The sequence below is a fragment of the Asticcacaulis benevestitus DSM 16100 = ATCC BAA-896 genome, from assembly GCF_000376105.1.
Classification (GTDB): Bacteria; Pseudomonadota; Alphaproteobacteria; order Caulobacterales; family Caulobacteraceae; genus Asticcacaulis; species Asticcacaulis benevestitus.
This window is the reverse complement of record NZ_AQWM01000032.1, coordinates 17,054-42,136: the sequence shown is the minus strand read 5'-3', so window position 1 is coordinate 42,136 and position 25,083 is coordinate 17,054. Positions and strand designations below refer to the sequence as shown.

Annotated in this window: 22 protein-coding genes; 15 read left to right on the top strand and 7 right to left on the bottom strand. The window is 57.7% G+C overall.

Annotated features, from left to right (window positions below):
- Nucleotides 1-2,715: 2,715 nt before the first annotated feature.
- Entirely contained in the window at nucleotides 2,716-3,912 is a 1,197-nt protein-coding gene (locus tag B060_RS0119345) for a hypothetical protein (protein ID WP_018083462.1), read from the top strand.
- A gap of 30 nt (nucleotides 3,913-3,942) precedes the next feature.
- On the opposite strand, the gene B060_RS0119340 is transcribed toward B060_RS0119345, so the two are convergent.
- Nucleotides 3,943-4,218 carry an HU family DNA-binding protein gene (locus B060_RS0119340; RefSeq protein WP_018083461.1) on the bottom strand — a complete coding sequence of 92 codons (276 nt, stop codon included), beginning with the start codon at nucleotides 4,216-4,218 and terminating at the stop codon, nucleotides 3,943-3,945.
- Between the two features lie 388 nt (nucleotides 4,219-4,606).
- On the opposite strand from B060_RS0119340, the gene B060_RS26760 reads away from it, so the two are divergent.
- The 8 genes from B060_RS26760 to B060_RS0119295 all read left to right on the top strand — a co-directional run bounded on the left by B060_RS26760 (nucleotide 4,607) and on the right by B060_RS0119295 (nucleotide 12,464).
- Complete coding sequence (locus B060_RS26760) at nucleotides 4,607-5,860, top strand: DUF7146 domain-containing protein (protein WP_018083460.1); 1,254 nt, start codon at nucleotides 4,607-4,609, stop codon at nucleotides 5,858-5,860.
- A 311-nt stretch (nucleotides 5,861-6,171) separates the two neighbouring features.
- The gene (locus tag B060_RS0119330) at nucleotides 6,172-7,095 is read left to right on the top strand and encodes a DUF2493 domain-containing protein (protein ID WP_018083459.1); all 924 of its coding nucleotides are present in this window, start codon (nucleotides 6,172-6,174) and stop codon (nucleotides 7,093-7,095) included.
- 1,023 nt (nucleotides 7,096-8,118) lie between these two features.
- Entirely contained in the window at nucleotides 8,119-8,427 is a 309-nt protein-coding gene (locus B060_RS0119315; RefSeq protein ID WP_018083456.1) for a DUF736 domain-containing protein, read from the top strand.
- A gap of 249 nt (nucleotides 8,428-8,676) precedes the next feature.
- Nucleotides 8,677-8,952, top strand: coding sequence for a helix-turn-helix transcriptional regulator (locus B060_RS26755; protein WP_081606940.1), 276 nt, complete (start codon nucleotides 8,677-8,679; stop codon nucleotides 8,950-8,952).
- On the top strand, nucleotides 8,949-9,503 hold the full coding sequence (locus B060_RS28505) for a S26 family signal peptidase (RefSeq protein ID WP_081606939.1): 555 nt from the start codon (nucleotides 8,949-8,951) through the stop codon (nucleotides 9,501-9,503). Before B060_RS26755 ends, B060_RS28505 begins: the two co-directional genes overlap by 4 nt.
- 43 nt (nucleotides 9,504-9,546) lie before the next feature.
- Nucleotides 9,547-9,894: a DUF736 domain-containing protein gene (locus B060_RS0119305; RefSeq protein ID WP_018083454.1), complete on the top strand. Its 348-nt coding sequence runs from the start codon at nucleotides 9,547-9,549 to the stop codon at nucleotides 9,892-9,894.
- Between the two features lie 35 nt (nucleotides 9,895-9,929).
- On the top strand, nucleotides 9,930-10,514 hold the full coding sequence (locus B060_RS25270; protein WP_211210482.1) for a lytic transglycosylase domain-containing protein: 585 nt from the start codon (nucleotides 9,930-9,932) through the stop codon (nucleotides 10,512-10,514).
- A 213-nt stretch (nucleotides 10,515-10,727) separates the two neighbouring features.
- Nucleotides 10,728-12,464, top strand: a complete 1,737-nt coding sequence (locus tag B060_RS0119295; RefSeq protein ID WP_018083452.1) for a relaxase/mobilization nuclease domain-containing protein — start codon at nucleotides 10,728-10,730, stop codon at nucleotides 12,462-12,464.
- A 262-nt stretch (nucleotides 12,465-12,726) separates the two neighbouring features.
- On the opposite strand, the gene B060_RS0119290 is transcribed toward B060_RS0119295, so the two are convergent.
- The 3 genes from B060_RS0119290 to B060_RS0119280 are packed head-to-tail and all read right to left on the bottom strand — an operon-like array spanning nucleotide 12,727 to nucleotide 18,141.
- Nucleotides 12,727-15,945 carry an error-prone DNA polymerase gene (locus tag B060_RS0119290; protein WP_018083451.1) on the bottom strand — a complete coding sequence of 1,073 codons (3,219 nt, stop codon included), beginning with the start codon at nucleotides 15,943-15,945 and terminating at the stop codon, nucleotides 12,727-12,729.
- Nucleotides 15,945-17,411 (bottom strand): Y-family DNA polymerase, encoded by a 1,467-nt coding sequence (locus B060_RS0119285; RefSeq protein WP_051394764.1) that lies wholly within the window; start codon nucleotides 17,409-17,411, stop codon nucleotides 15,945-15,947. Before B060_RS0119285 ends, B060_RS0119290 begins: the two co-directional genes overlap by 1 nt.
- A complete protein-coding gene (locus B060_RS0119280) occupies nucleotides 17,383-18,141 on the bottom strand; it encodes an ImuA family protein (RefSeq protein WP_018083449.1) in 759 nt (252 codons plus the stop codon). The genes B060_RS0119285 and B060_RS0119280 overlap by 29 nt, the downstream gene beginning before the upstream one ends.
- 400 nt (nucleotides 18,142-18,541) lie before the next feature.
- Between B060_RS0119280 and B060_RS0119275 the strand changes: the two genes are divergently transcribed.
- Nucleotides 18,542-18,958 (top strand): helix-turn-helix domain-containing protein, encoded by a 417-nt coding sequence (locus B060_RS0119275; RefSeq protein ID WP_018083448.1) that lies wholly within the window; start codon nucleotides 18,542-18,544, stop codon nucleotides 18,956-18,958.
- A 333-nt stretch (nucleotides 18,959-19,291) separates the two neighbouring features.
- Here B060_RS0119275 and B060_RS25265 read toward each other — a convergent pair whose 3' ends face one another.
- On the bottom strand, nucleotides 19,292-19,474 hold the full coding sequence (locus B060_RS25265; RefSeq protein ID WP_018083447.1) for a DUF6496 domain-containing protein: 183 nt from the start codon (nucleotides 19,472-19,474) through the stop codon (nucleotides 19,292-19,294).
- 1 nt (nucleotide 19,475) lies between these two features.
- Complete coding sequence (locus tag B060_RS0119265) at nucleotides 19,476-20,048, bottom strand: type 1 glutamine amidotransferase domain-containing protein (RefSeq protein ID WP_018083446.1); 573 nt, start codon at nucleotides 20,046-20,048, stop codon at nucleotides 19,476-19,478.
- 204 nt (nucleotides 20,049-20,252) lie between these two features.
- On the opposite strand from B060_RS0119265, the gene B060_RS0119260 reads away from it, so the two are divergent.
- The 5 genes from B060_RS0119260 to B060_RS0119240 all read left to right on the top strand — a co-directional run bounded on the left by B060_RS0119260 (nucleotide 20,253) and on the right by B060_RS0119240 (nucleotide 24,376).
- On the top strand, nucleotides 20,253-20,540 hold the full coding sequence (locus tag B060_RS0119260; protein ID WP_155847874.1) for a hypothetical protein: 288 nt from the start codon (nucleotides 20,253-20,255) through the stop codon (nucleotides 20,538-20,540).
- A gap of 57 nt (nucleotides 20,541-20,597) precedes the next feature.
- Nucleotides 20,598-20,801 (top strand): hypothetical protein, encoded by a 204-nt coding sequence (locus B060_RS27790; RefSeq protein WP_018083444.1) that lies wholly within the window; start codon nucleotides 20,598-20,600, stop codon nucleotides 20,799-20,801.
- Nucleotides 20,802-20,966: 165 nt separating this feature from the next.
- Complete coding sequence (locus B060_RS0119250) at nucleotides 20,967-21,725, top strand: helix-turn-helix transcriptional regulator (protein WP_018083443.1); 759 nt, start codon at nucleotides 20,967-20,969, stop codon at nucleotides 21,723-21,725.
- Between the two features lie 87 nt (nucleotides 21,726-21,812).
- Nucleotides 21,813-23,330, top strand: a complete 1,518-nt coding sequence (locus B060_RS0119245) for a S41 family peptidase (protein WP_018083442.1) — start codon at nucleotides 21,813-21,815, stop codon at nucleotides 23,328-23,330.
- A 263-nt stretch (nucleotides 23,331-23,593) separates the two neighbouring features.
- Complete coding sequence (locus tag B060_RS0119240; protein ID WP_330217087.1) at nucleotides 23,594-24,376, top strand: SOS response-associated peptidase; 783 nt, start codon at nucleotides 23,594-23,596, stop codon at nucleotides 24,374-24,376.
- Here B060_RS0119240 and B060_RS26290 read toward each other — a convergent pair.
- Nucleotides 24,373-24,906 (bottom strand): SOS response-associated peptidase, encoded by a 534-nt coding sequence (locus B060_RS26290; protein WP_157405676.1) that lies wholly within the window; start codon nucleotides 24,904-24,906, stop codon nucleotides 24,373-24,375. The genes B060_RS0119240 and B060_RS26290 overlap by 4 nt on opposite strands.
- Nucleotides 24,907-25,083 lie beyond the last annotated feature (177 nt).

Sequence of the window (25,083 nt, the reverse complement as noted above, 5' to 3'; positions counted from 1 at the left end):
CGTTTTATAACGACCAGAGAAAGCACCAGGCTCTCGACTACAAGACCCCGAGGCAAATTTTTGAAGCGGGCCGCGCCTGTGGATATGTGCATAACGCAAGCGCGTTACACACATCCCCACAGCCTCAACAGCAAGAAAGGGATTCAATCGATCAAGGAAAGATGGTAGCCTGAAACACCGACATTCTGGCAAAATCGCCAGCGACAATTAACCGGCAAGACTCTCTATCTTAAGTCAGCCCACTTTCTGTCCAACTGACGGGGTCCACCTAAGTGGGCCTCGGCAATATTTCCGCGATCGGCCCTCATCATGCGAACGAGCGGGTGGGTACGGCAAAATATGAGACTTAGCCGATTCACCGCACATAGAAAATTCGAACTTGATATAACACGCTGTCTTTATTGCATATACAACCCATTAATCGCGGCTTTCTCCTGGTGCGTTTGCGGTTATTAAAGACCTTCTGACCAACATCATTGCGATCTTTCACCATGCCTGGCCGAGCCCTGGGATTGACGCATTGGATTATTTCGGGAGAATTATGGCAGTTGCTCCTTGTGAACCTGCGGGCGCAGCTTCGCTTAGAGCGGCTTCTTAAATTAAGTCTACGCGCGATTGAGGACGGAGATACCCGTATCGCCATCGGCAACGTGGTCAACATGAAAACGGACGCAAAACGTCCCTGTGAACAGGTGACGCTTTTACTCTGTTGAGGCGACCGCTTGCGGAGAAAAGAACATATTTTGAAGGTGCAGGTGCATGTCTTAGGGCACACGCGCCAAAGGGAACAGAATTGCGCTTTTAGGACACATACGAAACAGCCAACTTCGGCTGTACGAGCACGAACACTCCTGATGATTGTCAAAGCGAAACGAGATGGTCAGGACATGAACGGCACATAAAGAGGCACGCGATGTCGCGAAGAGATGTCGCCTAAGACCTGCGTCGGGCGCCGGTCAGCCGCGGCCTGGTGAGGCGTGTTCGGGGCACAAAAGGCGGTCTCGCCCGACAGAAGAAGAAATTTTCATATTCCCGATTTTCTTAAGCAAATATTTATCGCTTTGAATACTCGGTTGACCCCGGATTGATAAAAAAATCATAAAAAAAGTGTTAAGACTCGTTGTGAATTAACCCTTACTATTTTGTGGCTATTTACTCTGATTTTCTAATCTGCCGCCAGATCCATCGTCCGGATCAAGCCAAGGATTAAGGAATTCCAACAGTGTATTATTTTGAAGATCCGATACGAGAGGTGCTGCGAAGGGCAGCGCAAGCGGCTAGCGATGCCGACGACAATCGCGCGCGGAAGCAGCAACAGCGCGCCATGATCATCATCACGCTTTACGGTCTCTGCGCCTGCATCTGTCTTGGCATCCTAACAAGTCTATGGATGGCCGTTAAACACGGTACGTGCACACCGCGTCGCGAACAGCCGACATACGTCGGCACAGTCCCTTAGATGAGCAAGGTCGTATCCTGCCAAAAGATTCCTACGGTGGATCGCTTGGTTCATTTAGATTCAACCGGGGACAATCCGATACGGGCGCGCAACGGCTGGCAGAGACGAGCCTGGCTCGGGAATCTTCTCGCCCTCGTGGCGGGATGCTGCTGTCTTCTACTCCTGCTCCCCCTGTCGCCGCTCTATTTTACCTTGGTCTGGCATTGCCGCTCGAAGCGCCCGAAGCCTTCAAAATCGATGAACGACCTGTGACAAGCCGAAAAGTTCGGCGACTGTGTTTGGACAACGAAGGACGAGGATAAAAGTCATTGGCAGTGTTTGCAGCTCTTCGCCCTTTGAAAGACGTCTTAGCATCACAGGCAGTCGATAGAGCCTTCCCAATGCAGACCATAGGCGGCATCATCGGACACGTGGAAATCTGACGGAAGCTGGCGGAACCCACGCGCTGGCGCACATGATGAGCTGGTCAAAGCTCTCTTCATCACCGACGGCCGAGCTATCAGCCGCCTTTTTACATAACTGAAGCTCTGTGGTGCCCTCATTATCGCCTCTGTCTAGGGGGCAAGGAGACAACATGCCCCCTTACGGCCTGACGTCGAACACAGAAGACCTCACGGGCACTGCGGTACACCTGCAGTCGGCCCCCGCCCCTCCTCTCATCCAAGACCGAGCGTAAACCCATAAGGCGGTCATGACGCGAGCAACATGCGACACGCCGATTGAGAACGCACCCTATAGCAAGCCTGCCTGAACCCTGCGGCGTAATACGAAACTTGCCGCCAGATGGGTACATTCGGCATGGCGTTAAGGCCCTGGAGACGTGGGGTGAGGCACACCCGTCCAGGGCGCTTCCAATTGTCGACATCAAGCCTCCGCATCGTCTGGCCCAGCCAAATGCCTTAGGCAATCAGTCCGCTTCAAGCCTGTATCACGGCACCCGTTACAACCATCAGGTCGACCTCCAGGTCAGCCCTATATGGTTAACGCCCGCCAGGCATACCTTCCCTGGTATAGAACACTTCGACAACGTGTTCATGGCCCTGATTCTTACACCCTTTGTTCCCTGAAATTTCGACCAGAACAAAAAACTCATTAACGATCAGAACTGTAAGAAATTTCGGCACGCGCCTCCGCTTTCGCTGAGGCACATCCGTGCCCTGCCCGGCCACTGCGCCACAGAGAGTAAGAGAGCTTTGCCAGCTCCGCGACGAGATAAGCCGAAGAGTTGGTCTGCGGCACCGTCAAGGAGCTTTCCCATGAATAAAGTTGCTTTTCCTGGCGTCTCCGGCGCACCCTCTGGCGGTTTCAAAGTCGATCCCGGTCGCGGCGAACATATTACACGTGTCTCATCTGAATGGTTCTTGCGGCCGGCCGACGAGCGCTATCTGTCGCTGTCCGACTTGTTTACGTCCGTCCACGGTCGTTCAGAACGTAGCGTGACTCGCACAGTGCCCAGTTCGCAAGTCCGCGTCGAAGCAAGAACGGACGACAATGACACCCTGTCCTTGCACCTTCCCGGTTCAGACAAGCCGCTTGTGCCCACGCATTGGAGTTTTGGTCAACTGGCCGGCCTCGTCGGCGCACCCGCGACCTATCTGCGCCAACTTCCCGCGCCCCTGGCGGCGATCAATCTTCAATATGGTTTAAATTCGCACCGCGCGGAGCAGATCAAGACGCTCGAAGTCGATGACGACCGCGTGCAACTTCGCGCCGTAACCGGTCCCGACTATGGTCGTATCTACGACCATGAGCTCGTATCAGCCGTGCAGCGCATAGCTGGAAATGGCACCGGAGATACCCGGTGGAAGGTACCCGGCGTCCTCGACTGGACCACACATATCTACAATCCCCACGTCGATATCACGAAGGAAACGACCACGCTCTATGCGTCCGATCGGGATGTGTTCTTGTTCCTCGTCGATGACTTGAACCCGATCGAAGCAGGGCAGTTGCCCGATGGATCGCCCGACCTCTTCTTCAGGGGCTTCTATTGCTGGAACTCAGAAGTTGGCGCCAAGACATTGGGCATGGCCAGCTTCTATCTACGCACCGTATGCGCCAACCGAAATCTATGGGGTGTTGAGGATTTTCAGGAAATCAACATCCGCCACTCCAAATACGCCTCCAGCCGTTTCGCTTACGAAGCCGCGCCGGCGCTGGAGACTTTCGCCAATTCTTCGCCAACGCCCTTCCTCAACGGGATCAAGGCGGCCAGGTCAACGATCGTCGCCAAAACGGACGACGATCGTCACGACTTTTTGCGAAAACGTGGCTTCGCCAAGGGCGAAACGGCCAGGATCATTGAGACCGTGCTGAATGAGGAAGGTCATGCAGCGGCATCGATATTCGATTTCGTACAAGGTATCACAGCTGTGGCGCGCACCAAGCCACATCAGGATGCACGCCTTGAGATGGAGGCTCGGGCTAAGAAACTGCTGGACGGCGTCAGTTGACGGTCCACGCCTCTGGCCGGCGCAATCACCCTAGCCGTTGAGGCGATCCTTGACAGCTTTGGCGGGCTGGAAAGCCAGCTTCTTCGATGCCGCGATCTGAACCTTGGCACCCGTCGAAGGATTGCGCCCTTCACGCGCGGGACGATCCTGGACCTTGAACTTGCCGAAGCCCGGCAGGTTGGTTTCCTCGCCAGTCGCGGCCGCATCGGCAATGGCCTTGAATACGCCGTCTACGATGCCTTTGGCGGCGGACTTGGTCAGACCGTGAGCAGCGGCAATCTTTTCAATCAGGTCAGTGGTGTTCATGTATCAATCTCCTATGTTCCGTGGGGACTATCGCCACACATATGGACCGACACTATCCATTGACTCGGCGCTGCGCGCAATTCTGAGCCTGCCCTCCACAGGGCAGGCTTTTTTTTGCGCAGTCATAGAGAGAAAGGGATGTCGGATTTCGCGACGGTTGGACTTGGGAGAGCGGCTCCGGGTCACCGTCTGGAGTCCCAGTATGCCCCATTCGGCTAAGACACCCCCCTCCGCGATCGGAGATCTTCCCTTCTCTCGACTCGAGCTGTCCCAGCGCGCTGAAACCGTTGAGCCACACGAAGATCTGCCTGAGGACATGACTGAGCCGAGGCTTCCTTACAGGCTCAATGTGCCGACTGTTATTGACGAACCAGGCACAGAGTTCGGCATGTTTGCCAGCCCTTCCGATGGGGGGCATTTCCACACCCCCAACCCCCTGGCCGAGGAAAATCGCCTTGCCAAGGATGCCCACCTCCCCTGCCCTCTCAGCGAAAACGAGCAGGACGAAGCGGCTTTATTGGCAACACCTGTTGAGCGCGTGGGACCGTGCCCGACCGATCCGTTTAACCCCTTCATAGCCCCTTCCCACAAGGATGTGGTCAAAGACGACATAGGGCACCTCAAGGCGCGCCTCGCCGACCACGCTCTGGCGGTCTGTCGCTACTACCTCTCCTGCGGACAACGCGCCGGCAATTACTGGACCGTTGGCAACGTGCACAACGCACCAGGACATTCCATGTTTGTACGCCTCTACACAGATGCCTCCGGCGGAAAGGCCGGCCGATGGAGAGATGCCGCCACGGGTGAATATGGAGACCTCTTCGACATCATCGGACTTAACCTCGGACTGAGGTCATTCGCCGACATCGTTGACGAAGCTCACAGGTTCATCGGCAACCGACCAAGTTCGAAACGCCCTCGCCCCCGAGCAGACCAACAGCCCCGCTTTGATCGAACAGACCACGCCCGCAAGCTTCTTCACATCGCCGGTCCGATCACAAACACCCTGGGCGAAACCTATTTGAACCATCGCTGTATCGATTCGTCGGTTGCCGCTGAGCTGCGATTTGTCTCATCGTGCTACTGCCGACCGACTGCCGAAAGCGATGTGTCCGAATGGCCGGCCATCATTGCGCCGGTAACAGATCTCGCCGGTACGCTTATGGCCGTTCATCGCATATATCTCGACACCGCCCCTCCGAATGACATCTCCTTGGGCAAGGCGCCAATCTCGCGCCCCAAGCGCTCACTTGGACACCTCAACGGACACGCCGTGCGTTTCGGCCCGGATAAGGACATTGTCCTTGTCGGTGAAGGTATCGAAAACGTCCTGTCCGTACGAACTGTGTTTCCTTCAGTCACGGTGCATGCCGCAGTCACCGCCGGCAATCTGGGCGATTACCAAATCAATCCGGCTATACGCAGGCTGCTTATCGCCGGCGATGCGGACGATGCCGGGCGTCGGGCCGTGTCCAAGTTAACCGCTCGGGCCGCCACGCTGGCCATTCCCGTGACGACACTTTGGCCCTTGATGTCGGACTACAATCTGGACCTTTGTCAAATGGGCGTCGCCATTGTCCGCGAACGTATCCTGGCGCAGATCGGCCCGCTTACAGACCCGTCGTCACTTGCATCCTTGTGATCATCATGGGTCGCAGGAGGATGTGACGATAACTTCGGCGTCCCCATAAGCACCCATGTCGACAGCGATCTCAGCGCCAAGTGGCGCCATCGGGCCTGGTGGGAGGCGACTGAGCCACGGCGCCCGTCGTCAGTGCAACCGGCACCTTGCGGCTATTTTCCGCCGCGCTCGCAAGCGCGCGCTTTGCATCGCGAAACAAAATAGCCCCGCGGTCCGGTCGAGCCCCCCTGGGGTGCACCGCCTCAGGCGCCGTAGCGAGGCGTCGCCGTAGGCCCGCGGCTGGCGCGGGCTTGAAGCTGAAAGATACGCACATGTCATCCTATGAATTCTCAGATCGCGAAGCTTGCGACCTCTCTCCAACCGAACTGGCCCTTCAAACGATGCGTCTTTATCGGCCAGTCTTTACCGACGAAGAGACTGACACGCGCCCCTTCCCGGAGGCGCATCAAATAGAAGGCGGGATCGCCGATATGTTCGATGCACTCGACTTCTGTCTTGTCGACTCGCCAATGGAAGCCGATCGCAACGGGCTTATGTGGGGACTGGTCAACCTGTTCCACCGCGCCGCCGAGCGCCTTGATCAGGACCTTGATGCCAATGTCGTGGCCCAGCAGTCGGCCCATGCCCACCAGGACGGATCGGAAGTCAAAGCCACGGAACTCGAACGCCTGATCGCCCAAGGCCAACAGCTAAGCGCCAGGCACAACGTCTTGGAAGCTTTGCGCGAACGGGCCGCCGAACAGTTCCAACGTGCGACACATGACACCTGGCGTCCCAAAGCCGGTTCATTTGTCAATCGCCGTCACATGACGGCCGCCCTGATCGAAAGCCGAGACTTTATCAAGGCGCGTCAAGCCAGCCGTCTGAAGTTGCTGGCGCCAACCGGCACACTCGTCGCATTCAGTGGCGGTATCGACTATCAGGATGTCGCCACGATCTGGGCTGTGCTCGACAAGCTCCAAGCCAAACACACGGACCTCGTTCTCCTCACAACGGCCTCAATAAGCGGCGCCGATCTGATCGCCTCCAAATGGGCCCAGACGCGCCAGGTCACCGAGGTAACCTTCAAGCCAGACTGGCAACGTCATAAACGGGCGGCGCCCTTCAAACGCAACGACATCCTGTTGGACATGTTGCCGATCGGCGTTGTCATTTTCCCGGGCTCCGGCGTACAGGACAACCTCGCCGACAAGGCCAAAAAGCTGGGCATTCCCGTCTGGCGAGGCGGCGCCTAGGCCACTTCCTCAACCGTCCATGGGACGCCAGTCACTCTTCCCATCGTCATAGAGCTTGCCTTGGCGTTGATCGCCCCGCTCCTGTCGTAGCTGGTCAACTGCCATGTCTTTCAGCCCACAATCTGTGAACCTTTCACCCGAGCCCAGATCGCGGAGCATCGGGCTTTTTCCCGCACAACCGGTCTTCCGGGCGAACGCCGTGTCTCTGCGCTCATCCCTGCAGAAGCCCTCCTCGTCTCAACCTGCCGACACCGCTCTATCCCTGACGGGCTGCCCCAGTTGGTCGTTGCCCTGACAGGACTGTCACCTGGTCTCGTCCGAAAATGGGGTTGAGCGCAACGCGTGCCCAGGTCATTCGGAATGTCCCGCCCAAGGCCTCGATCTGATGGCATCAACTAAGCTACCGCCCGCGCCGATCTGCACCTTTACGTCGGGCCCGGCGGTGTGAAGCACACCAGGGTGTATTCGCCGGTTTCATCCTTCAATAGGTCGGCGAAGATCAGCCGCCTTGAACGAAACCTTGTCCAACTTCAGGAAGAGCGGGGACTTTTTTCATGCGGACTTCTGTCGCAACGGCGACGACGACTTCCTCGCCAATTGTGAGGCGGTGGCTCGAACTTTCGTCATCTGTCGGGGGATCACACACCAGGTGGCGGCCCTCAATCCCGATCTAGGCGATGTAGACCTTGCGCGATCCAGTCACCACCTGACGGGGCGGAACTCACCGATAGTCGTCACGCCGAGGCACCTTTTTGGAGGCGGTTCTAAGCCCCCTGAACGGACATCGACGGACGCACATTTACATGAGCCGCGCCCTTTTGCGTCAATGGCCAAGCTTGGCTTTTTTCCCCCTGACGGAATTTTCAGGTCGCGCCGAAAGACGGCGCGTCATGCCGTTTTCCGTCAGTTCCTCGCGCAACAAAAAAGCCTCACTTAACCATGACGCAGGTCACGTCTCCTGAAACTTCGCGCCATCGAGGCCGCATAGGGCGGCTTCGAGACACCAACCAAAAGGAGACTAACATGTCAGCTATCGGTAAGTTCCAATCTGCAGGTGCCGAAATCGTCGGCGAAATCTATACCATCGACATCCAGCTTCAAAATGTCCGTCTGGTCCGTGAAGAAAACCCGGCAAATGACGACGCCCCGAGCCACCGTATCTACGCTGGCCGTGCTGAAATTGGCGCCGCCTGGACAAAGGCATCGCGCGAAAATCGCCCCTACCTCTCCCTGAAACTCGACGATCCCTCCTTCAAGGCGCCGATCTTCGCCACCCTGTTCCAGGACGAACCCGGCGAATACACCCTGGTCTGGTCCCGCAGCCGGACCTGACACCTATGGCCCCCGATCGCACCGGTCGGGGGCTATTTCGTGCGATGAGAAACAGCTCCCCGCCCTCCAGCCAACACTTCGCCCTGTGACCCGAACGGGTGAAAGACGCCTGTTTTGCCCCACCGATACGGAAAAATCTCGCAGAGTCGAAGGACAAATTCCACCCCTGGTTGCTCGCCGTGGGCAGTCCGTCAATTTGCAGATGTATTGCTAAGATGCTACCGCAGTTTTGCGAAAAATGGGGTAAACATGACCACGTCCCAGGAGCCCGCACCACCCAGATATTTACGGACTTCGGAAGCCGCGCGCTTCCTGGGTCTGTCAGATCGCACGCTTGAAAAGCACCGAGTCTTCAACACCGGACCACAATATCTCAAACTGGGCGGACGCGTTGTCTATTCGGTTAAAGACCTTACAGATTGGGCAATTCAGACCCGACGTCGTTCCACAAAGGACATCAGCGAGGGGCGTATCATCCCGACCACCCGTCGCACCTTTCCCAAGATGCCGGGGCGCTCAACATGAGCCCAGCTAAGCAATCGAACAACGCTCGCCCGACTTGCAAGCTGGTTGCCGTGTCGTTGGCGGCTGTGGCCTCAGCGATCTGTCCACTCATTACTCTGTCGCCCAAGCTCCTCCTATGGAACGCATCGGCCAGCGTCCCTGTCGGCCTCTATATCGTTCTTCCGAATGCCAAATTACATGTGGGTGATCTGGCAGTGACAGACCTGCCACCAGACATCCGCTCACTCGCTGCCCAACGCCAATACCTCCCGCCCGGCGTGCTGCTGATCAAACCCGTAAGTGCCCTGTCTGGCGCAGACGTGTGCCGGCGTAATGCAGATATCGACGTCAACGGACGATGGACGGCAACCGCAAAAATCACAGATAGAAAGCATCGCCCTATGCCCGTCTGGTCGGGATGTCGGCACCTCAGCCCTCAAGATGTGTTCCTGATGAACCCTGAGGTCCATGACAGCTTCGACGGGCGTTATTTCGGTCCCATCACACTTCGATTTGTCCGAGGGCGCGCCTTCCCATTGCTTACTTTCGGCCCGCGAAAGCAACCCAGTTGACATGAAACGTCACCCACCTTCCAGCACAACGGAGGCAAGTTCTATGCCGCAAATCGGACAATTCACGCGCATCAGAGGCATCTTTACCGGAACGCTGCGTACCCTCATGTTTGACCGTCACATCGTCTTGGTGCCGACGAACCAGCCAGACGTGCAAGGCCAGCCGCATTACACGATCCACATCAAGGATGCGGATGGACCTGAAGTCGGGGTGGCGTGGAAACGCACCAGTGACCGAGCTGGCGAATTCATAACGCTCGCTCTGGATGACCCGACCTTGCCGACACCGATCCGGGCGAACCTCTTCCAACGCGATACCGATAAAAAGGAGTGGATTCTGATGTGGAAGCGGGAACCTTCACGCCCATCTCGCGCTGAGGACACGAATTGATAGTCCCTTTGATTGGCACTCTGACGGACGCAACCGTGGTATCTGTTGTGGCGGCATCTGCATCGGATATTGCACCATTTGTGCGAGAGGCATCCCGACAAACCGGCGTGCCTGAACCGGTGATTTGGGCTGTCATACGTGTGGAATCACGCGGCGATGTCCGCGCGATGTCACCTAAAGGGGCGATGGGATTGATGCAACTCATGCCCGAAACCTGGTCCACGTTGCGCGGCATATTGCATCTGGGGCAGGATGCCTTTGACCCGCATGACAACATAGTCGCTGGCACATATTATCTGCGTGACCTGTATGATCGTTACGGCTGGGAGGGGGTCTTCGCAGCCTATAACGCGGGTCCAGGTCGCTACAAATCTCATCGGGATCGGGGGCAGATCTTGCCTGCGGAAACGCGGGGCTATGTCATCCGGATTTCCGAAGAGCTTCGCGGCAAGACCTATGCATTCGCCCCCCTATCCAACGAAGTGAAACCTACGATTTGGGCAGAAGCCGCGTTGTTCATCAAGGACACGACGATCACGACTGATCCGGGCAATGGCTTCCAATCCCCTGCGACCCCCTTCGTCTCACTCGGCGCCCCAACAGACATTCCGGAGCCTTAAGGGTTCGATTTTAGCCTCACGGGAGCACCGGACCGGCTGTTTTGGCTAGTGCAGGATAAAAGAGAGAGAGGTTCTGGGGTGTTGAGCGGAAGAGAATATCTTTGAATTCCGTGGGTTATGAACAGTGCACGAGAGGTTCGCGGCGCGTCGGATGAGGTGCACTCGGTTTAACGCGTTGAATTTTCAAGAATTTATGAGAGGTTTGAACGCCGAATGAACCACAAAGATGAATTCCGCATTCGCCCCGGACGCATTCGCACCAAAAGCGCGCAACGTATCAGACCCTTCATCAATCAGGCCCTGGCGGCGGCTAAAAAGGCGGGAGCTACGGCACATCGCGGACGGGCTCTCTCAGGCCGATCGAACTTCGGCAAAGGACGACAGGCAGCCCATATCGCAAACCGACTCCTGACCAGTCGGAGCCGACTTGCCGTCATAAAAGCCCGCGTCGTTCGAAACAAAGGACGTGCCACACCGCTGCAATCGCACCTACGCTATCTTCAGCGCGAAGGCGTCACGCGCGACGCGGACCAGGCGGTGCTATTCGGTCCTGATAGCGACGCCATAGATGCCCGGGAGTTCGCCGATCGTTGCACCAATGATCGACACCATTTCAGGTTCATTGTATCTCCGGAAGATGCGCATCAGATAGAAGATCTCCATACCTTCACGCGTGACCTGATGAAACAGGCGGCTGCCGATTTGGGCACATCCTTGGAGTGGGCGGCGGTCACGCACTGGAACACCGAGCATCCCCATATCCACCTCATTGTGCGCGGCGTTACCGACATTGGCCATGATCTGGTCATTAGCCGTGATTACATCAAGGAAGGGTTGCGGGCACGGGCGCAAGGCTTGATTACCGATGAACTGGGGCCGCGCACCGACAATGACATTCACCAGTCTCTGCATCGGCAAATCAATACAGACCGCTTCACTCAACTTGACCGGCAACTTTTAGCCGACGCCAGACAGACAGGGTTCATCGATCTCGCGCCGCAGAACGCATCGCATGCCGACACGATACAGGTCATGAAAGCGGGTAGGCTGCGCCGGTTGGAAAGCCTCGGCCTTGCCGACCAATTCGCGCCGGGACAGTGGATTCTCTCAGAGCGCACAGAAGCAGTGTTGCGCGAGCTCGGTGAGCGCGGCGACATTATCAAGCGCATCCATAAGGGGCTGGCCGAGTCGGGTCGAGACTGCGCATCTGACGCTTTGGTTATAGCCGGCGGACAAGAAGGAAAACCAATTACAGGAAGGCTGCTGGCACGGGGCCTCGATGACGAACTGAAGGGCACCGCCTACATCGTCGTTGATGGCACGGACGGAACGACCCGCCACATCCCCCTGCCCTCGCTAGAAGCCACCGGGGATTGCCCGCCCGGCGCCGTCGTCAGCGTAGGTTTCAGTCAATCCGAGCACGCCAGACACGCCTATCTTCGCGTTGAATCCGACCTCGATATTCAGGCCCAAATCGACGCCAAGGGCGCGACATGGCTGGACCGCCAACTCGTCAGATCCGACCGCTCCGACATAGCCGCAAAGGGTTTTGGCGCAGAGACCCTAGAGGCCATGGACATGCGCCGCGACTATTTAATTGCTGAAGGCCTGGCCCGACGGATCGGCGACAGGGTCATGCTGTCATCTGGCCTCATCCAGACCTTGCAGACGCGAGAACTGGAAGTGGCCCTTAGTCAATTGTCACGAAGCGGAACAAAGCCTGTCACGACACCCACCGAAGGAGATCAGGTGTCCGGCGTGTACAGGCGCCGGCTCGATTTGGTATCCGGTCGATTTGCCGTATTGGATGACGGCGTGGGGTTTCAATTGGTGCCGTGGTCCCCGAAGATTGAAGCTCACCTTGGCGAGAGTATCTGCGGAAAAATGCGCGGTCGTGGGGCGGTTACATGGGACCTGGGACGTTCGAATTCGTTGGGGCTGGACATATGAGCACGCTTTCAACCTCCAGCGCTGGCGTGCAACGTGACTGTAAAATCTTAGCGTTGCGGTCTGGCAAGTGGGCGAGTTTGAGTTCGGCCATAGCTCATAATAGTTCATGGTCGCCTTTCGATGATGCTTGGCGTGGGCCACGACCTGACGCCGTAGGTTGAGACACTATGATTCTGAGGGACGACCACCAAAGGACAAGCCCAGGCTCGAGCCGCCTGTTACTTCACCTTAGGGCGGATAGTGCGTCGCGTCGTTATTTCAATCATTTAAAATCCCGGCTCCGATGCTGAATTCCCGCCTGTTTGGTCACCCGTGGATCAACCCCCGGCCCGCCGTTTCGGAATTCGTCCCCTGGCTGGTGCGGCAGGCTTAGCACCGTATCCCGAGCACCGATCGTGGCCAGCATATGTGACAGATCGACCACTGTGCGTGCGATCAAATGCACAACGTCGCCTTCCTTTTGGATAAAGCCGGTAATCAACACCAGGCTGGCACCATGGACCGCCTGCTTGTATTCGATACCGACCTTTTCCCATACCACGACATTGGCGTCACCGGACTCGTCCTCGATGGTCATAAAGATGACGCCATTGGCCGAGCCTGGGCGCTGACGGACATTGACCATGCCGGCGACGGAGACGTAACGCTTGTCCTTGGAGGTCATGGCCTCCTTGCAGGACACATAGCCCCTCGCCTGCAGATCTCCCCTCAGGAAATGGACCGGATGAACGGTCTGGCTGAAGCCTACGGCGTTGTAGTCCTCGATGACCTTCTGGCCGTCTGTCATGCGCTTGAGCGCGATGACAGACGGGTTGTGTTCGGAGACGCTGCGTCCTTGCTCATCGAGGACACAATCAAACAGCGGCAGGACATCATCGCCTAAAGATTTTATGGCCAGGGTGGCGTCCCTTGATACCATCCCGAACGCCTCATCATAGGCATTGGCCCGGGCCAGTTTGCGCAAGGTCGGTTCTGGTGTCCTGGCCCGCCGCCACAGGTCGGGGATGGATTTGTAAGGCCGCTCGCCTCGCTGAAATATGAGGTTGGCCACGTCCGCACTACGTATGCCATTGATCAGGCGATAGCCTAAGCGAACCGCGAACCGCCCCGCCCGATCGGACGGCTCCAGGGTGCAATCCCAGCGGCTGTTGTTGACGCAGAACCAGCGGATTTCGACCCCATGCATTTTGGCATCGCGGATGAGTTGGGCTGGCGCGTAAAAGCCCATGGGCTGGCTGTTGAGGATGGCAGCCAGGAAGACCTCCGGGTGATGGCACTTCATCCAGGAGGAGGCTTCGGAGATGATGGCGAACGAAAAGGCGTGACTTTCCGGAAAGCCGTAGGAGCCGAAGCCTTCCAATTGCTTGACCAGGGACATGGCGAACTCTTCGGTGTAGCCGTTCTTCAGCATGCCGTTGATGATGTCCTGGCTAAGGGCCCCTATGCCGCCCGTCTTCTTGAAAGTCGCCTGCGCCCGCCTGACCAGGTCGGCCTGGCCGGGTGAGAAGCCCGCACAGGTGATCACGACCTTCATGGCCTGCTCCTGGAAGAGCGGCACGCCTAAGGTCTTGCCCAGGATGTTGGCCAGTTCGGGCGTCGGGAAGGTTACCTCTTCCAGACCTTCCAGTCGTCTTAAGTATGGGTGGACCATATCGCCCTGGATCGGCCCCGGCCGGACGATGGCGACCTGGATGACGAGATCATAGAAGGTGCGCGGCTTGGTCCGCGGCAACATCGACATCTGTGCCCGGCTCTCGATCTGAAAGGTGCCGATGGTATCGGCGCGCCTTATCATCGCATAGGTCTTCGGGTCCTCCGGTGGGATACACGACATATCCATGTGGATGCCCTTGGCTTCGGCCAAGAGGTCAAAGCAACGCTTCATGCACGACATCATGCCGAGCGCCAGGCAATCGACCTTCATAAACTTCAGCGCATCGATATCGTCCTTGTCCCATTCGATGACCTGGCGGTCCTTCATGCGTGCCGGTTCGATCGGCACCAGTTCGTCCAGGCGGTCATGGGTAAGGACAAAGCCGCCGGGGTGCTGGGATAGCTGGCGTGGCACATCCAGCAAGAGGAGATGTATCTCGAAGGCCAGCTTCAGGCGCGGGTCGTTCATATTGAGGTTGAGCTCGGCCGCCATTTCTGGGGTACAGCCTTCCGAGTGCCAATAACGGATATTCTTAGCCAAAACCTTGATGGTGTCCTCGGGAAAGCCCAGTACCTTCAGGGTATCGCGCATGGCGCCGCGTGTGCGGAAGCGATTGACCACGGCGGTCAGGGCCGAATGGTTACGGCCATAGGTATTGAACACCCATTGCATGACCTCTTCGCGGCGCTGGTGCTCGAAATCGACATCGATATCGGGCGGCTCGCGACGTTCTTCCGAGATGAAGCGCTCGAACAAAAGATCGTTGCGCGAGGGATCGACGCTGGTGATGCCCAGGACATAACAGACGCAGGAATTGGCCGCTGAGCCGCGTCCCTGGCACAAGATATCGCGGGATCGGGCGAACTGGACGATCGCGTTCACCGTCAGGAAGTACGGCGCGTAATCCAGTCGCTCGATCAGGGTCAGTTCGTGCTTCAGCAGATCGATGACGGACTGTGGCACGCCTTCGGGGTAGCGCCACTTGGCCCCAGCCCAGGACAGACGTTTCAAGGCTTCGATCGCCGACATGCCGGGCATCAGCTTTTCTTCGGGGTACTGGTATTCCAGTTCGGACAGGGAGAAGCGGCACTTGTCCGCGATCTCCACCGTCCGGCGCATGGCCTCGCGGTAGTCGAGGAACAGGCGGTGCATCTCTTCGGGGGATTTGAGAAAACGGTCGGCGTACCGGGTCCTTAAGTCCCCCATATCATCGATCTTGCAGTTGTGACGGATGCAGGTAATGACGTCGTGCAGGAAAGCCTGTTCCTGAACGGCATAGAGGATGTCGTTGGTGACGACGGTCGGCACCCTGTGTTTGACGGCGAGGTTCGACAGCTCGTGCAGTCGCATATGATCGTTTTGCCGGTGCCGCAGACTCAAGGCCATATAGGCGCGCTCGGCGAACAGGGCTTTGAACTTGCGCAATCGGATGGCGCACAGGGCATCGGCCTCGTCGGGGATGAAGATGGCGAGCAGACCTTCATGGAAGTCGTCGACATCCGCCCATTCAATATCGCACCTGCCCTTCCCGCCCCGGGATTTGCCCAGGGACAGAAGCCGGCAAAGATTACGGTATCCGCCGCGATGCATGGGATAGACCAGCAGGGACATGCCATCCATCAGATCGAGTCGGCAGCCAATGATAAGACGGACGCCATGTTCCTCGGCCGCCACATGCGCCCGCACCATCCCGGCCAGGGTATTTCGATCCGCGATGGCCAGAGCTGCCATGCCGAGCTCCTTTGCGCGGGCAAAGAGATCATCAGGCGAGGAACAGGCCTGCAGGAACGAAAAGTAGGAGGCGCATTGCAGTTCGACGTAGCGCATCACTCGAACTTTCCATGCATGTACCAGATCAGAGACCCGGTGCTTTCGTGTTGGCCGTCACCGGTGCGGAACACCCAGAACCGTTCGCCGTTCTCGACTTCGAGCACGAAGTAATCCCGGACCTTGCCCTTCTCGCGATCACTGACCCACCACTCCCCCTGGACGCGCTCAGGCCCATCGGCACAGGTGACGCCGTATCGCTGGCCGCGCCAGGTAAAGGCGCGCGGCGGATGATCGGGTAAGCCAGCCAAGGCCATGATGGGCTCAGGCTTGCGATAAAGGCGCTGTGGCCGGCGATAGTCGGCGTTTCGGGAGGAGCCCGTATCGACTGATCCCGGTGGCAGCCGCTTGATCCCGCGTTCCGGAATATCGGTGGCCGTGGGAATGGCACGATAGAGGCAGCCTTCCCCGTGGCGATTGGTCAATACGTCCCAAAGGTCTTCAACGTCCGGCCGCGCTGCAACCTCAAAAGACGCCAGGGTCTGCTTCATGACCAGCGTTTCAACGAAGGCGGCGGTCATGACCATCTTCTCGATACCGTAGCCCGGATCGACGGTTTCAATTTTATCGCACAGGAGTCGCGCCAATCGCTTCGGCTCACGTACGGGTTTGGCTGTGGCGATGAAAACCGTCTCGACGCGATTGTCGACACGCGTGAAATGCAGATCAAGCCGGCGGACACCAAGCCCAGCTTGTTCCAGTCGGTCGCACATCTGATCCGTCAGCCGGCGGGTATATTTCTCAATCGTCTCGGGTGCACCGATGGGTTCTGCAAAAACCCGTTGCACCTTGATCAACTCCGGCGCATCCACCGGCTCGATCGGCTCCGGTGTTCGGCCAAACGCCTGGTCGATCCGACGGAACAATTTGTTGCCGAAGGCCTTGGCCAAGGGCGGCCTTGGCTTAGCTGAGAGCTCGCCAATGGTATCGAGCCCCAGGAGGTGAAGGTCAGGCAACATTTCCGCCGGTAGCCGCAAGGCTTCGACCGGTAACCGGCGCAACGCCTCGCCCGACTTGCCGCTTTCAATGATCTGGTGCCCTTGCCCTCCATATCGCGCCACGGCGTGTGCCGCGCCCCAGGTGTCGGCCAGGGCGGCAACTGCGGTGATACCGAGATCACCCAGCCTGCGCATAGCGTCCTCGATCAGGCCCGCTTCTCCACCAAGGAGATGAGAGGCACCCTGAATATCGAGGATCAGCCCGTCGGGCGCATCGGCAGCGACATTGGGCGAATAGAGACGCAAAGCCCAAATGGCCAGCTTTTCCAAAGCCACGGCATCGGCGACTGGATCAGCGTCCAGTATGACGAGATCGGAGAACAGCGACCCCGCCTTGGCCACCGGCATGCCGACCCGGGCACCGACCTGTAGCGCTAGATCATCGGCGGCTGATATGACACGCCGTCGGCCGTCCGAACCCTTTAGAACAAGTGGCCGATCACGAGACGGCCCGGACGTGCCGCTCATCCGCCTCAGCCGATCGGTCGGCCAGTAAGGCAGGAATAGCGATAAGACCCTTGGCATTGCACGCCTCAACTTCAAAATCGGCACCGTTCCCGGCGCGGCATCGCATCAATTCCAGATGCCATTTGGCCCGCCCCACACCGCGAACGGGCAAGGGTGCCGACGGGATCGCCGTTACACGCCACCGCGTGAACGACGTGGTCGGCAGACCGTACTCCCGGGCATCGACGTGACGTCGCCAGCGACGAACCGCCAGCGCCATGGTGCCGGTCTGCTCCGCTGCCAGTTGCAGGCGTTGAGAGGTAAGATGGGACAGACCTGCCAGTTCGCCGACCACGGCCGTAAGGCCACCGTGGCGCAAGGCTTCCTCAAATGCGCTCAACAGGTCGCGCTCATCTCGGGCCTTGAAGAACATCACCCGGTCGGACGTTAAACCAAACCGGGCCAAAGCCGGCTCGAACAGGTCATCGCTGTAGTGACACCACAGAACCGTACCACCCGTTCGGGCCGCTATACCCCCGGCCAGCGCCACGGCGGCCGCGCCGTCTACTGCACCGGCGCCGCCGCCAGCAATCTCATGGAGCGCCCCCAAGGCGAGTCCACCCCCTGGTAGCTTTGCATCGATTGCGAGGACATCGAATGGAAGGACCGTCCGGGCACGACGATAAACGCGCTCGATGCCTTCGATTTGCTGGCGGAGGTCTGTGAGTGTGGCCGTACTGGCGACTGACATGGCATCAAACGTCCTTTCTGGAGTTGGAAGCGGGCGATAGGCGAATTCGTTCTATGTTTGTTCTTTTTAAAAAGGGAGTCAATATGGCTCTGATAAGGAGTCTGTGGACCACCTGTGCCTGGCTACCCACACCCCGGCAATTTGAGTCACGGCTACAAAGAGTTAGTGTGGGGCGATCGTATAGAAGTTTTTTTTCGAGACGCGGGAAACAACGCGTCCTCTCCCCTTGCGTAAACCCTCGTGGCGCGCGACATTGCGACTCTGCCCGCTTAACGCGGGCGTTAATGCGGCACACTACTTGCTTTCATTTCAGCACGTCGCACCCGCTGCTCTATTATAGGCCAGATCGATACACGACGAGCCCGCCCCTTGAATTGGTTGATGCAGTAAGAGAAAATCCATGGCCTTTGATAACATTTCGGTAAATCCCGTTGACCTGCATGTAGGCGCAAAAGTTCGTATGCGCCGGAAATCTCTCAGTTTGTCGCAAACAGATCTGGCCCGTGAGATCGGTCTAACCTTTCAACAAATCCAGAAATATGAGCGGGGCTCTAACCGGATTAGTGCGTCCAAACTGTTTGAGATTTCAAAGTGTCTGAAGGTATCGGTCGCCTACTTCTTCGAAGGCTATGCCGAAGGTAAAGCCCTGGACGGCTTTAGCGGTTCTGACTCCGAGAAATTCGTGCACGGCTTCTTGATGACGACCGAAGGCATTGAACTCGCCAAGGCCTATCCACGCGTCAAATCTGCCACGCACCGCCGAAAAATACTCGATCTGGTGCGTGTTCTGGGTGAGGACACCCCAGAACTTTCCTAAGCGTTCTGCGACACCTGCCAGCAGCAGCCCCCGGCTGGGGTCCGAGAGCTGCCACTGAGAGTAGGCACCCATCACATGAGAAATGAGCACCTGCTGCGAGAATGTTAGCGACACCCATAAAAAGTCGATGACTTTCCGTTGCGCGCTGCGATAAAACTGTCTCGTTAATGGGCTGAAGCTTGGTGCCCCCTTTTTGCAGCCTTGGCACAAGACGCGGAATCGCCGTGCCATCCATACCCCCTGCGATTTGGATGAGGTCGTCATGTGTTTCATATGACCTTCCTTCTCCTGTTGCGCTGTCTTCCCGGCGCCTTCCTTTGCCTTCGTTCGGCGCTAATTGTGTGCGTTGGCTTTCTTGTCTTCCTGGTTGGAGGAGCCTGCCTCACTCATCCCGATCGCCACAGCCTGCTCGCGGCTCTTAACCTTGTCGCCGCTGCTGCTTTTCAGTTCGCCGTACTTGAACTCGTGCATGACGCGTTCCATTGTGTCTTTCCTGCCTTCGGATTCCTTGGGCATTTCACATCTCCTGTGTCGCCGAGGCTAAGACGGTCTGACTGGCGAACAACTTTACCATAGCGGCGTTAAACGCGGGAATATCGTCGGGCTTGCGGCTCGTAACCAGATTGCCATCGACGACGCACTCTTCATCCACCCAATGCGCCCCGGCATTACGCAGATCCGTTTGCAACGACGGCCAGGACGTCACCTTACGTCCTTTGACCATGCCTGCATTGATCAAGGTCCAAGGACCATGGCAAATCGCAGCAATTGGCTTGCCGGCATCGACGAACGCCTTGATGAAGCCAATCGCTTTTTCGTCCAGACGCAGACTGTCGGGGTTCATTACGCCGCCGGGCAGCAAGAGGGCTGCGTAGTCTTGCGGGTTGGCGTCACCTAACGCGATATCCACGTTAAAGCTGTCGCCCCAGTCTGTGTGTTGCCAGGCGCGGACCGGATCCGCCTTTGGCGAGATCAACGTGGTTTGCGCTCCGGCCTGATCAAGCGCCTTGCGCGGCTCGACCATTTCGCTTTGTTCGAAGCCGTCCGTCACCAGAACGGCGACCTTTCGATGGGTCAGTTCACGGTTCATGAAATGCGTCTCCTTCTGGCCCTAAGTTCAGGTTCGCATGGGCCGGCTTTTGTGTGAGTGCAACCTAGTCCCTTCAATGCAAAAAACAGATCCCGGCTGTCAGCCGGCCACATAAAGAAGTCGAAAGGCGTTTCAGAACGTCCCTCTTGACTCATTCAGAACAATGGAACAAAATAAGAACATAACTGATGGATGGAGGCTCTGATGAAAAACGCTATGTGCCAACTCTCTGCCGGCCTGTTTGCCGACGTCGCCAACAATTGGCTCATTCTGGTTGTGGAGGCCGACCCGCGAAATGCGGGCGTTTTTTATCTGGGTGCCTATCCTTATGCTCAGGACGGCACACCGCTTCACCCAGATGCTCCGGCAGTCCTTACGGTCTGGGACCGCAGCGCACCTGGGGCCAGGCAAATCAGCGAGCGCCAAAAGCGGTTTGCGCATTACACGACCACCACCCTGTTCGAACCAGTTTATGAACTGCGTCACGCCTGATTAGATTTAACGGGAGAGCGAGGCCGTAGAGGCCCACCCTCGGGATTACAAAAACGCATGGGCATCCGACTTTGCGACAGCACCGGGGTAATTCTCCGGGAATTTGGCGCACAGCAGCAGGTTCGCAAGGACCAGGCAAATGCAGCGGTTTTTCACGCGGGTGGCTTTCGATATGACGTCGATGGTCGCGCCTTTTGCTTCAATGAAGCCGTTCCGGAAATTCTTCGTATGCTCAGCATCGCAGATGCACGCGCGATATGACCACCATGATCGCCTATCGAAAGAACCGTTCCGACCCGATGCGGACATGTCACGCGAGGGCACCCTAGTTTCAGGTTCCGAATTGTTGTGGTGATCAATTTACTATTGTGTCGCTGCCACACCGCAGGCATCCTGGCTATTATTACGCAAAACGACGCTGGGCCAATGAATCCTGTTTTTTCGTCGATACGCATCTCACGCTATGCGCCGCACGAGGTCATGACGGCCCACATGCATGATGATACCAGTCTGTCCTTGGTTCTTGCCGGCACCTACGAGGAAACTATCCGAGGCAAAAGCGACGCCTATTCGACCGGCGCCTTGCTGGTCTGTCCGCCGCACGAACAACACGCCCAACGGTTTAGCGCTGACGGTCTGTTCAAGCTGGTGCTTGCCCCTAGCCTCTCCACCATCGCAAGACTTGATGACGTCGTGCATCTGTGCGAAGCGCCAATATTGCGATCCACGGCAATAGCGGATGTCGGCCGGCGCATTTTGGGCGAGCTGCGGCTCGACGACGACTTTTCAGGCGCCGTCATAGAAGGTCTTTCGCACGAACTTATCGGGTTGTTCGGGCGCGGTCATCGCCAATCGGGTAGTGGGCGTCCATCGTGTTTGAGAGCCGCGCTGGAATATCTGCGCGTGACGGAAAGCCCGCTCTGCTCACTTGCCGAGGTGGCTGTGGCGACAGGGCATTGCCCGGAACGATTGTCGGCGGCCTTTCGCCGCCATATGGGGACCACCCTGGGCGAATATCAGCGGCGCCTGCGTGTCGAGCGCGCGGCCGACCTCTTGGCGAGGTCCCGATTGCCTATAAGCGAAATCGCCATGGCATGCGGCTTCAGCGACCAGCCGCATTTGAACCGCGCCTTCAAGGCGCAGCTTGGCATAACGCCGGCAGCCTATCGTCGAAATTGTCTTTGATCGTTCAAAATTGCTGCGCGCATTCAAGACGGCACTGGCGCTGTGGTTTAAAAGGGTAACATCCTGACGGTCATAGAGGGGGGTAAGATGCGGATTCGCGGCAGTCTCTGGAACATAGTTTTGCCAACGGCCTGGCTGGTCGTGGCCGGAATTGCGTCGTCGGTTCAGGCGGCTGCGCCGCCATCGCCCGGCTTTGATCCAGCGGCCTGGCGGGCTGACTATGATCAGCTGAAACACGTTCTTGAGCAGAACTATTCCTCCCTGTCCTGGTATGGATCTCCGGAGGGCGGCCTCAATCTGCCACGGCTTGATCACCAAACCCGCACGGCGCTGGCTGCCGCGCGCAGCGATAGTGAAGCCCGCCGAGCCATAGAGCAATTCGTGACGGCTTTCCGCGGAGGGCATTTCCAGGTACAGGGCGACTTGGCGCCTGCTGCCACACCACAGCCCTCGCCGGTCGCAGCCAGGCCGATTGATGTTACCGATCCTGAGGGTACGTGTGCGGCACTAGGCTTCAATCCCAACTATAATATGGCCTTTTCCGTGCCCTTTGAGGCGCTGCCCGAATTCAAGCTGACCGGCGACGGCATGCATACGGTCTGGCGTACCGGGCTAGCAAATGTCGGTGGCACAAAGGTCGGTATTATCCGGCTGCAAAAGTTCGCCATGCGCGGATTTCCAGCCACCTGCACCCTGGCCTGGGCCAAACTTGCGGCGTCGCACGCGCCGATCACCTCCCGCGCCTTGCGCGACGCAGCCTATCTCATGTGGTATTCATCGTTCGGTGACGAGATCGCTAAGCTGCGTAATGCGGGCGCGGCTCTTCTGGTCATCGACGTCGGCAACAATACGGGTGGGGATGATAGCGGCGACATTTTCCCACGCCTGCTGACCGACAAGCCGGTGCGTTCGGCACAGCTCATGGTCACCTCCACGCCCGCCGGCGCGGCCTATTTCGATGAACAGATCGAAGGTATAGACGATGTCCTGGGCGAACATCCATCTGACGAGTCTCAGAGCGCATTGAACGAAGCTCGTACCTTCTTCGTCAAGGCCAAGGCGGAGGCGGCAGCGCCGTGCGATCTGTCGTGGGTATGGCGTGAGCAGCGACCCTGGCACCATCTGGGGTGCACCCGCCTTGTCGAAGCCGGTTATGCCGGTGGCTATAAAGCGACCCTGCCCAGAGGCGCTTTCGGCAGCAACCAGGATGTATCTTCGCAGCTATCGTTAGCCTCCGGAGCCGACGACATCTGGGCGATGTGGGCCGGGCCGGTCTATGTTGTCACCGACGGCAAGACCTATTCATCGGCCGAAATGTTCTCCGCCGTCATCCAAGACAACGGGATCGGCAAGACCGTCGGTGTGAAGACCGGAGGCGACGGATGCGGCTTTATGGGCGGGGATAAAAGTGTCGTCCTAGATCATTCGCACATACGTCTGCGTATCCCCAACTGCGTTCGCCTGCGCCGTGATGGCGGCAACGAAGTGAGCGGCATATCGCCGGACCTGCCGGTCGTGCCTACGGAAGGAGAGGACGATCGCCAGCGCGCCGAGCGCATGCTGCATGCGGTTGTGGACGATGCCCCACTGACGAACAAGCATTGATGGCGGCTGTCAGGCGCATATGATTTAACCAGCGGATCTCAATTACGATCTTGAAGAGCTCCTGAGGCGCTCAGGCGACGTGCAGCGTCATAGTTTCCATTTAGCCTGTCGAAGGCGTCCAGTTTGTGCCGCCGGGCCTGTCCCTCAATTGTGCCAGCGCAATATGAGGCCGCCTACATGTTTGAAGCCTGCGTAGCGAACACCATCTCGCCTAGCGAGACTTGACTCGCACAAATAGACCGGACATCTGATAGCAAGCGATCGTGTCAAGCGACCGTTTTGGCCTGACAAGCTGGGAGGACGTCCAAATCTGCAACCTTTACTCCATGACCAGCAACAAAGACGCGATCCGCGACTTCACGCGCTTCCTGCGAACAACCCCCAATGCCGATAATCTCGGCGCCTATCCTGACACATTTGCCAACGACTTCGGTCCCATCGTCAGAAACACACCGGAAGGTCGTGAACTGGCCGTGGCCCGTTGGGGTATGCCGTCATCAGAGGAAGCCACCGGCAACAAGAGGTACGACAGCGGCACCACCAATATAAGACGGACACACTTGCCGCATTGGCAACCCTGGCTCGGCATCGAAAATCGCTGCGTCGTGCCTGCGACCTCCTTCTGCGAGCCCGACCAGGTCGGAAAAACGTTCAAGAACATTTGGTTCGCACTCGATGAAAGCCGCACCCTGTTCTTTTTTGCCGGCCTTTGGACCCCGCACTGGACGGGCGTGCGCAAGGTCGTGGAAGGCGAGACCACGTCGGACCTCTACGGTTTTCTGACAACCAAGGCCAATAGAGAAGTCGAGCAATTTCACGACAAGGCCATGCCCGTTATCTTGAGGACACCCGAAGAGGTCGAACAGTGGCTGACGCTTCCCTGGCCCGAGGCTAAGGCAATGCAAAAGCCGCTTCCCGACGGGTCTCTCCAGATTGTATCGACAGAGATGAAGTGGGATCCGCCGCAGGCAGAACCCCGCCATAAAAGGGTCGAAGCGAAAAAGATGGAACCCACCGTCAAAGCCAGTCAGCCGGATCTGTTTTAGGCAGCCGACGTGAAAATAAAGGCATCGTCGGCCCAAGGCGTCAGCAAATCCAGCGCGTCCGATCCGTCGAGCCAGTCGATGAAGTCGCCGGGCTCTATGATGAGAGGTTCCCTGTCGTGGAACTGAGCCATTTGTGGCCCGGCCTGACGCGTTAGCATCGCAGCTGACAAAATCGTGCCGTCCGACGTCTTGATGGCGTTATAGATGCCCGCGACGCCTAAGGGTTGACCGTCAGAGCGGCTTATCGCAACCTTTCCACTGCGGCGTCCGACACCGAAGGGACTGGTCCCTGCTTTGACGGTTTGGCTGAAGCTCGTCATTGGAAAGAGACATCGCCATTTTCGTCGCCAGCAATCGGCGAATGCTGGTTTCTCATGGACAGTTTCAAGACGCGCGTGCGTGGTGTTCCCATCGTAAAGCTCGGGCACCGCGGCATAGCTCGCCGGTATTAACCTCCATTGCATATCTTTCAGCTCATGAATGCCCTGGCTATTGCGAGCCCAAACCTTGACTGACCGTGTTTTCAACACTTTCGTTCTCTCGTCCCGAATTGACCGTTTCAACACTCTGCAGAAAAAGAACAAACATAGAACAAGCTCCCCCAAAAGTCAAATCGGCTCCCCCGCAATTACCAGGCCTTTTTCGTCTTCATCTTAGTAGGCGCAAGCGGAGCTAGCCCAAGGCCGCTATGACCAAAGGCCAGATGG

What these genes read in the sequence shown, in the direction of transcription:
- B060_RS0119345 (WP_018083462.1), top strand. Translation starts at nt 2,716, where the DNA reads ATGAATAAAGTTGCTTTTCCTGGCGTCTCCGGCGCACCCTCTGGCGGT.
- B060_RS0119340 (WP_018083461.1), bottom strand. Translation starts at nt 4,218, where the DNA reads ATGAACACCACTGACCTGATTGAAAAGATTGCCGCTGCTCACGGTCTG.
- B060_RS26760 (WP_018083460.1), top strand. Translation starts at nt 4,607, where the DNA reads ATGTTTGCCAGCCCTTCCGATGGGGGGCATTTCCACACCCCCAACCCC.
- B060_RS0119330 (WP_018083459.1), top strand. Translation starts at nt 6,172, where the DNA reads ATGTCATCCTATGAATTCTCAGATCGCGAAGCTTGCGACCTCTCTCCA.
- B060_RS0119315 (WP_018083456.1), top strand. Translation starts at nt 8,119, where the DNA reads ATGTCAGCTATCGGTAAGTTCCAATCTGCAGGTGCCGAAATCGTCGGC.
- B060_RS26755 (WP_081606940.1), top strand. Translation starts at nt 8,677, where the DNA reads ATGACCACGTCCCAGGAGCCCGCACCACCCAGATATTTACGGACTTCG.
- B060_RS28505 (WP_081606939.1), top strand. Translation starts at nt 8,949, where the DNA reads ATGAGCCCAGCTAAGCAATCGAACAACGCTCGCCCGACTTGCAAGCTG.
- B060_RS0119305 (WP_018083454.1), top strand. Translation starts at nt 9,547, where the DNA reads ATGCCGCAAATCGGACAATTCACGCGCATCAGAGGCATCTTTACCGGA.
- B060_RS0119295 (WP_018083452.1), top strand. Translation starts at nt 10,728, where the DNA reads ATGAACCACAAAGATGAATTCCGCATTCGCCCCGGACGCATTCGCACC.
- B060_RS0119290 (WP_018083451.1), bottom strand. Translation starts at nt 15,945, where the DNA reads ATGCGCTACGTCGAACTGCAATGCGCCTCCTACTTTTCGTTCCTGCAG.
- B060_RS0119285 (WP_051394764.1), bottom strand. Translation starts at nt 17,411, where the DNA reads ATGAGCGGCACGTCCGGGCCGTCTCGTGATCGGCCACTTGTTCTAAAG.
- B060_RS0119280 (WP_018083449.1), bottom strand. Translation starts at nt 18,141, where the DNA reads ATGTCAGTCGCCAGTACGGCCACACTCACAGACCTCCGCCAGCAAATC.
- B060_RS0119275 (WP_018083448.1), top strand. Translation starts at nt 18,542, where the DNA reads ATGGCCTTTGATAACATTTCGGTAAATCCCGTTGACCTGCATGTAGGC.
- B060_RS25265 (WP_018083447.1), bottom strand. Translation starts at nt 19,474, where the DNA reads ATGCCCAAGGAATCCGAAGGCAGGAAAGACACAATGGAACGCGTCATG.
- B060_RS0119265 (WP_018083446.1), bottom strand. Translation starts at nt 20,048, where the DNA reads ATGAACCGTGAACTGACCCATCGAAAGGTCGCCGTTCTGGTGACGGAC.
- B060_RS0119260 (WP_155847874.1), top strand. Translation starts at nt 20,253, where the DNA reads ATGAAAAACGCTATGTGCCAACTCTCTGCCGGCCTGTTTGCCGACGTC.
- B060_RS27790 (WP_018083444.1), top strand. Translation starts at nt 20,598, where the DNA reads ATGGGCATCCGACTTTGCGACAGCACCGGGGTAATTCTCCGGGAATTT.
- B060_RS0119250 (WP_018083443.1), top strand. Translation starts at nt 20,967, where the DNA reads ATGAATCCTGTTTTTTCGTCGATACGCATCTCACGCTATGCGCCGCAC.
- B060_RS0119245 (WP_018083442.1), top strand. Translation starts at nt 21,813, where the DNA reads ATGCGGATTCGCGGCAGTCTCTGGAACATAGTTTTGCCAACGGCCTGG.